This is a genomic window from Empedobacter sp. UBA6745, assembly GCF_002453775.1.
In the GTDB taxonomy this organism is placed as follows: domain Bacteria; phylum Bacteroidota; class Bacteroidia; order Flavobacteriales; family Weeksellaceae; genus Empedobacter; species Empedobacter falsenii_C.
This window is the reverse complement of the sequence record NZ_DKHL01000006.1, coordinates 23043-23377: the sequence shown is the minus strand read 5'-3', so window position 1 is coordinate 23377 and position 335 is coordinate 23043. Positions and strand designations below refer to the sequence as shown.

Annotated in this window: 1 protein-coding gene; it reads right to left on the bottom strand. The window is 37.0% G+C overall.

What is annotated here, in order from left to right; genetic code table 11:
* A partial coding sequence (locus tag B4H69_RS02440; RefSeq protein WP_291092608.1) for a TonB-dependent receptor plug domain-containing protein occupies window positions 1-335 on the bottom strand: 335 nt, incomplete at both ends.

The following is a 335-nucleotide window of genomic DNA, read 5'->3' as shown; positions in this document are numbered from 1 at the left end:
AAACAGTGAATCTTCCTTTTGCATTCGCTCCATTTTTAGTCGTTACAATTACAACACCATTCGATCCGCGTGAACCATAAATTGCAGTGGATGAAGCGTCTTTTAAAATATCAATTCGCGCAATATCTTGAGGATTTAAAAAATCTATATCAGAAGTAGGAACTCCATCTACAACAAAAAGAGGCTTAGAATCTGCGTTCATAGAATTGTTCCCTCTAATCACAATATCAAAACCATCCCCAATTCTACCTGTAGAAGTAGAAATCTGTACACCAGGCACATTTCCTTGCATCGCTTCCATAGGATTAGTCATACTTCTTTCAGTCAGTTTAGAA